Annotated in this window: 6 protein-coding genes; 5 read left to right on the top strand and 1 reads right to left on the bottom strand. The window is 74.9% G+C overall.

The features are described 5' to 3' along the window. Positions 1–11: 11 nt before the first annotated feature. Complete coding sequence (locus CRM73_RS17700; RefSeq protein ID WP_031283606.1) at positions 12–983, bottom strand: NAD(P)-dependent oxidoreductase; 972 nt, start codon at positions 981–983, stop codon at positions 12–14. A gap of 238 nt (positions 984–1,221) precedes the next feature. On the opposite strand from CRM73_RS17700, the gene CRM73_RS17695 reads away from it, so the two are divergent. From CRM73_RS17695 to CRM73_RS17675, 5 genes are all read left to right on the top strand, one after another. After that, positions 1,222–2,139: a glycosyltransferase gene (locus tag CRM73_RS17695; protein ID WP_229588637.1), complete on the top strand. Its 918-nt coding sequence runs from the start codon at positions 1,222–1,224 to the stop codon at positions 2,137–2,139. Positions 2,140–2,143: 4 nt separating this feature from the next. Further along, the gene (locus tag CRM73_RS17690) at positions 2,144–2,983 is read left to right on the top strand and encodes a glycosyltransferase (protein ID WP_017833267.1); all 840 of its coding nucleotides are present in this window, start codon (positions 2,144–2,146) and stop codon (positions 2,981–2,983) included. Positions 2,984–3,053: 70 nt separating this feature from the next. Beyond that, positions 3,054–4,982 carry a nucleoside-diphosphate sugar epimerase/dehydratase gene (locus CRM73_RS17685; protein WP_017833266.1) on the top strand — a complete coding sequence of 643 codons (1,929 nt, stop codon included), beginning with the start codon at positions 3,054–3,056 and terminating at the stop codon, positions 4,980–4,982. Next, a complete protein-coding gene (locus tag CRM73_RS17680; RefSeq protein WP_229588636.1) occupies positions 4,979–6,091 on the top strand; it encodes a glycosyltransferase family 4 protein in 1,113 nt (370 codons plus the stop codon). Before CRM73_RS17685 ends, CRM73_RS17680 begins: the two co-directional genes overlap by 4 nt. Continuing rightward, a partial coding sequence (locus tag CRM73_RS17675; protein ID WP_229588635.1) for a hypothetical protein occupies positions 6,088–6,320 on the top strand: 233 nt, incomplete at its 3' end. The genes CRM73_RS17680 and CRM73_RS17675, both read left to right, overlap by 4 nt.

Genomic DNA, 6,320 nt, shown 5'->3' with positions numbered 1-6,320 from the left:
CTCTGCGGGGCTCAGCCCCGGCCGGCGGCCAGGTGCGCCTGGCGCAGGACCTCGCTGATCCGCGGCTCGGGGACCGCGTCGTGCTCCTCCGCCCAGCCGCGCACCTGGCGCTGACCGAACCAGGTGACCTCGAGCCGGCGGAACACGCCGTGCCACCGGTGCCCGGCCAGGGCCGAGACCGCGAACCCGGCGTCCACGACGAGCCGGCACAGCAGCACGGGGAGGTGGCGCGGCTCCCGGCGGCCCGCGTCCCGCAGGATGGAGCCGGTCGTGGCGCCCTCCCAGGGCTGCAGCACGACCGGCGGCAGCGCCTCCCCGTGGCGCCCGACCCGGGAGACGAACTCGGCCAGGGCGTGCACGGACGTCACCGGGGTGGGCGCGCCGCCGTCGCCGGCCACCGAGCTCAGCGGCGAGGACGCGAAGCGGGCCAGCCGCGCGGTGGTGCGCCGGCCGGAGCCCTGCACCGAGGTCGCGCGCAGCACCGTGATCGCGGGTGCTCCGTCCTCGCCCGCCCAGTCGCGGCGCAGCTTCAGGAGCGCGCTCTCGCCCAGGGCCTTGGAGAAGGAGTAGGGGGAGAACGGCCGGACCGTGGGCGTCTCGTCGAGGACGTCGACGTCGCCCTGGACGGCCGCGGAGCTGACGTGCACGATCCGGCGCACGCTCGTGCGGCGCGCCGCGAGCGCCACGAGCACCGGCAGCAGCGCGTTCGCCCCCACGAGGGACTCCTCGTGCGTCTGGTCCGGGGCCGCCAGGCCCGCCGCGTTGACGACCACGTGGGCACCGGCGAAGGACTCGGCGAGGTAGTCGATGACGGACTCGAGCCGGCCGGCCTGCTGGAGCAGGTGGTGGACCGTGCGCGCCCCGGACCCCAGCCGCGGCGCGGAGACCGGGACCACCGTCTGGCCGTCCGCCTGCAGCCGGGCCACGGTCGCGGAACCCACGAACCCCGTCGCTCCCAGGACTGCCCACGTCGTCGATGTCACGGTGCTTCCTCTCTGCCGGTCGCTTCCGGTCGCCGTCGTCCGGGCCCGGATTCCTGCGCTCATCGTACAGACCGGCCCACCGCCGGGGCGGGGCGACGCGGCCCGCCGGCCCGGCCGTCCGGGCGCCGCTTGCTAGACTCGGCACGTTCCGGCGCCCGCCCGCGGCACCGTGCCGGACCCCGCACCCGTTCCCGCACTGCCCGTCACCGCACAGCCCGTCACCCCCTGGAGGAGCCGCATGCCGTCCGACCCCACGCCCACCCCCACGGTGGCGGTGGCCTGCGTGACCCAGGACCGGCACGCGGACGTCCTCGCGCTCGTCGCCGCGCTGCGGGAGCAGACGGTGCCCGTCGCCTCCCTGTGCCTCGTCGACGCGGGGCGCGAGGCGCTGCCGCGGGAGGTGCTCGAGGAGGCGATCGGCGGCCGATTCGCGCTCGAGCTCGTGCGCTCCCTCGCCAACCTGGGCGGGGCCGGCGGGTTCTCCCTCGCGATCCTGACCGCGCTCGCCACCGGTGCCGACCGGGTGTGGCTCATGGACGACGACGCCCACCCGGAGGGCCCCGACTGCCTCGAGATCCTCCTGCAGGAGGCCGCGCGGCGGGAGCTGTCGGTCGTCTCCCCGCTCGTCGTGGCACCCCAGGACCACGGCGCGCTGGCCTTCTCCTACCGCCTCGAGGGGCGGATGACCCACTCCCGGGCGGACCTGGAGCCGCTCGGCTTCCTGCGCGGCTACGCCACCTTCTTCAACGGCGCCCTGATGGCCGAGCACGTCTTCTTCACGGTCGGGCTGCCGGACCTCAAGCTCTTCCTGCGCGGCGACGAGGTCGACTTCCTGGTGCGGCTGCGCCGCTCCGGGCTGCCCTTCGGCACCACCACCCGCACCGCCGTGGCGCACCCGCCGGGCTGGGACGAGGAGCACGTCGTGGTCCCCGGCCGGCTCAAGGTCGTGGTGCCCGGGACGGAGTTCAAGCGCGAGCACTTCTTCCGCAACCGGGGCTGGACCACGTGGCGGTACAAGCGGGTCGTCCAGCTCGGGGCCGACCTCGTCGGCTACCCCCTCTTCTACCTCCGCCGGCGGGACGTGCGCGGTCTCGCGTCCTGGGCGAGCCGCTACGCCGGCGGGATGCGCGGCCGCGGCTTCGGCGGGCCGCGGTGACCCCGTGAGCCCGCACCCCCCGCTCGAGTTCTCCGTGCTCATGCCCGTCTACCGCGCCGACACCGCGGAGCGGGTGCGCCGGGCGGCCGAGTCGGCCACCGTCGAGCAGCGGCGCCGGCCCGCCGAGCTCGTCGTCGTGCGGGACGGCCCCGTCCCCGCGGCGCTGGAGGCCGAGCTGGACCGCCTGGTGCGCGAGCTCCCCGTGCCCGTGGTGCGGGTCGACCTGGAGCGCAACGAGGGCCTCACCGCGGCGCTCACCGCCGGCCTGGACCGGTGCCGGCACGACGTGGTGGCCCGCGCCGACGCCGACGACGTCTCCTACCCCCGCCGCTTCGCGGTGCAGCTGCCCGTGATCGAGGCCGGGGCCGACCTGGTGGGCTCGTCGATGCACGAGATCGGCGACGACGAGCGGACCCCGATCGCCCTGCGCCGCGCACCGGTGGGGGAGCGGGACATCCTCTCCGTCTCCCGGCGCCGCAACCCCGTGAGCCACCCGACGGTGGTGTTCCGGCGCTCGGCGGTGCGGGCGGCCGGCGGCTACGAGCACGTGCCCCTGGCCGAGGACTACTGGCTGTGGGTGCGGATGCTGCGCGCGGGCGCCGACGTGCGCAACGTGGCCGAACCGCTGGTCGGCTACCGGGTCTCGGCGGGCTCCTACGAGCGGCGCGGCGGATGGCGCGTGCTCCGCGCGGAGCTCGCCCTCCAGGCCCGCCTGCGCGGGATCGGCCACGTCGGGTTCCTACAATGGGTGCGCAACGTGGTGGTGCGCGGCGGCTACCGGTTCGTCCCCACCCGGCTCCGGGAGCTCGCCTACCGGGCCATGGTCGGCGCACCCCGCCCCTGACCGTCCCGCACCGGCACCCTCCCCGCCCGGCCCCCCGGCTCCGGCACCGACCACGAAAGGAACTTCTGCGATGAGTGGTTCGCCCGAGCGCACCGCCGGCACGGCGGTGCCCCCCGGGGGTCCCGCCGCGGGGTTCCCGCCCCGCGGCGCCCCGCAGGACAGGCCCGTGGCGTGGCTGTGGATCCAGATGCTGCTGGACTCCGTCGCCTGGGTCGTGGCCCTCGTGCTCGCCCTGGTGCTGCGCTACGAGATGGAGCTCCAGTTCATCAGCGCCCCCGGGCTGCTGCTGGTGTCCCTCGTGGCCGTGGCCGCCCAGCTCGTCGTCGGCTTCTCCTTCGCCCTGTACAAGGGGCGGTACTCCTTCGGCAGCTTCGACGAGGCCAAGCTCCTCGTGGTGGTCACCCTCATCGTCACGGCCGTGGTCCAGGTGCTGCTCCTCGTGGTGGGCACGAGCATCGGCATCCCGCGCTCCACCGCCCTCATCGCGTTCCCCTTCGCGTGCCTGTTCATGGCCGCCTTCCGCTACCTCAAGCGGATGTACCAGGAGGCCTCCGCCCGTCCGGGCGCCTCCGCCCAGCACGTGGTGGTCTACGGCGCCGGCTACCTCGGGACCTTCCTCATCCAGCGGATGATGCAGGACCCGCACTCGGAGTTCCTGCCCGTGGCCCTGCTCGACGACGACCCCGCCAAGAAGCACCTGCGGATCTCCTCCGTGCCCGTGCTCGGCACCCTGCACGACCTCCGCGACGTCATGGCCCGCACCCGCGCCTCGGTGCTGATCGTGGCGATGTCCGGCGCGGACCCCCGGATCATGCACCGGGTCGCGGACGCCGTGGCCGGCACCGGGATCCGGGTCATGACCATGCCCCCGCTCGGCGAGGTGCTCACCGCCAAGCACCAGGGCGCGGACTTCCGGGACATCAGCATGGAGGACCTCATCGGCCGCCGCCCCGTCGACATCGACGTCGAGGAGATCGCCGGCTACGTGAAGGGCCGCCGCGTCCTGGTGACCGGCGCCGGCGGCTCCATCGGCTCCGAGCTGTGCCGCCAGCTCGTCGGCTTCGAGCCCGCCGAGCTGATCATGGTGGACCGCGACGAGTCCGCGCTGCAGGGCACCCAGATCTCCATCACGGGGCGCGGCCTGCTCGACGGCCGCGACACCGTCCTCGCCGACATCCGCGACCCGGAGTCCGTCGGGGCGATCTTCCGCGACCGCCGCCCCCAGGTGGTCTTCCACGCGGCCGCCCTCAAGCACGTGTCCCTGCTCGAGCAGTACCCGGACGAGGCGTGGAAGACCAACGTCGTCGGCACCCTCAACGTGCTGCAGGCCGCGGAGGAGGCGGAGGTCGAGGTCTTCGTCAACATCTCGACCGACAAGGCCGCCAACCCCACCACGGCCCTGGGCCACTCCAAGCGCGTCGCCGAGAAGCTCACCGCGTGGATGGCGGACCGCACCGGGCGCCGGTACGTCTCGGTGCGCTTCGGCAACGTCTTCGGGTCCCGGGGCTCGATGCTCCCCCTCTTCACCGAGCAGATCCGGCAGGGCGGCCCGATCACGGTGACGCACGCGGAGGCCACCCGCTACTTCATGACCATCCCGGAGGCCTGCCAGCTCGTGATCCAGGCGGGGGCGATCGCCCGCGGCGGCGAGGTGCTGATCCTGGACATGGGCGAGCCCGTGCGGATCATGGACATCGCCGAGCGGCTGCGCGTGATGAGCGGGCGCGAGGACATCGAGATCGAGATCACCGGGCTGCGCCCGGGGGAGAAGCTGCACGAGGACCTCATCGGCCTCGGCGAGAAGGACGAGCGGCCCTTCCACCCCAAGATCTCCCACGCGCGCGCCGACCGCCTCGACCCCGCCCAGCTGGACCGGCACACCTGGAAGGTGCGCGGCGGCATGGTCTACACGGGCACGATCCCCGTCGTCAGACCGTCCACGCAGCCGCCGCCCACGTCGGTCCAGCGCCCGCGCAGCTCCTCGGGGCGGGCGTCGTGAGCCCGGCCCCGGTCGTGCTGCTCCCCGCCGGGCTCGACCTCACCGACCCGGGCGCCGCCCCCGACCCGGAGGAGCTGCGCCGGCTCGGGGAGCTCGTCCTCACGGTCGGTGTCCCTGCCCTCGTGCTCAGCCTCCTGCTGCCCCTGGCCGTCAAGCCGCTGCTCGCCCGGTGGGGCGTGCTCGACGTCCCCAACGAGCGCTCCTCCCACCACCGCACGGTCGTGCGGGGCATGGGCCTGGCCGTGGCCCTCGCCGTGCTCGCCGCCTACGGCTCCGCCCTGCTCACCGGCGCGATCGAGGTCGACCGCTCCGTCGCGCTCGTGGTCCTGGCCGTGACCGGGCTGTTCGCCGCCCTCGGCTGGGCCGAGGACTACCGGGGCGTGTCCGTGCGGGCGCGCCTGGCCGCGCAGCTGGGCATCGGCCTGGCCGCCACAGCCGTCCTGGTCGCGGTGCTCGGCACCTCCGCCTGGTGGCTGCCCGTGGGCACCCTCGCGATCGCCGCCTACGTGAACATGGCCAACTTCATGGACGGGATCAACGGCATCTCGGGGCTGCACGGCCTCGCCGCGGGGCTGCTGTACGCCTGGGCCGGCGCCTCCAACGACCTGCCGTGGATGATCGCCGCCGGCCTCGCCGTGGCGGGCGGCTTCGCCGGGTTCCTGCCCTGGAACCTCGGCCGCGGCACCGTGTTCCTCGGCGACGTGGGCTCCTACCTGCTGGGCGGCTCGCTGGCCGGCATCGCGGTCGCGGCCTTCCTCTCCGGCGTCTACGTCGAGTACCTCCTGCCCCCGCTCGCGGTCTACGTGGCCGACACCTCCGTGACCCTGCTCCGCCGCGTCCGCGCGGGGGAGGCCTGGTACCGGCCGCACCGCCAGCACGTCTACCAGCAGCTCACCGACGTGGGCCTGTCCCACACGGGCTCCGCGCTCGTCGTCACGGCCGCGACCGTCCTCGTCAGCGTCGCCTCGGTCGTGGGCCTGCGCACGGGGCCCGTCGCCACGGCCGTGGCCGGCGCGTTCGTGCTGGCGGTGCTCGCGCTCTACCTGGTGCTGCCCGCGCTGCTCGGGCGCCGTGCGGGCGTCCGCTCCCGGACGGGGACCCGCCCGTGAGCGCGGCCCTGCTCAGCGTCCTGCTCGGCGCGGGGCTGATCACCGCGAGCCACCTGGTGACCGTGCTCGTGGCGCGGGCCACCGCCGGGACGGACGGGCCGGTCGCCGCCCCCGTGCTCGCCGCGACGTACGTGCTGAAGGTGCTCCTGCTCGGCTGGGTCCTGCTCACCGTGCCGGCCCCCGGCTGGCTGGTCCCGGGCTGGGGCGCGGCCGGGGTGCTGGCCGCGCT

It is taken from the genome of Kocuria sp. CCUG 69068 (assembly GCF_020833785.1).
In the GTDB taxonomy this organism is placed as follows: Bacteria; Actinomycetota; Actinomycetes; order Actinomycetales; family Micrococcaceae; genus Kocuria; species Kocuria rosea.
This window is presented reverse-complemented; position numbering and strand designations above follow the sequence as displayed.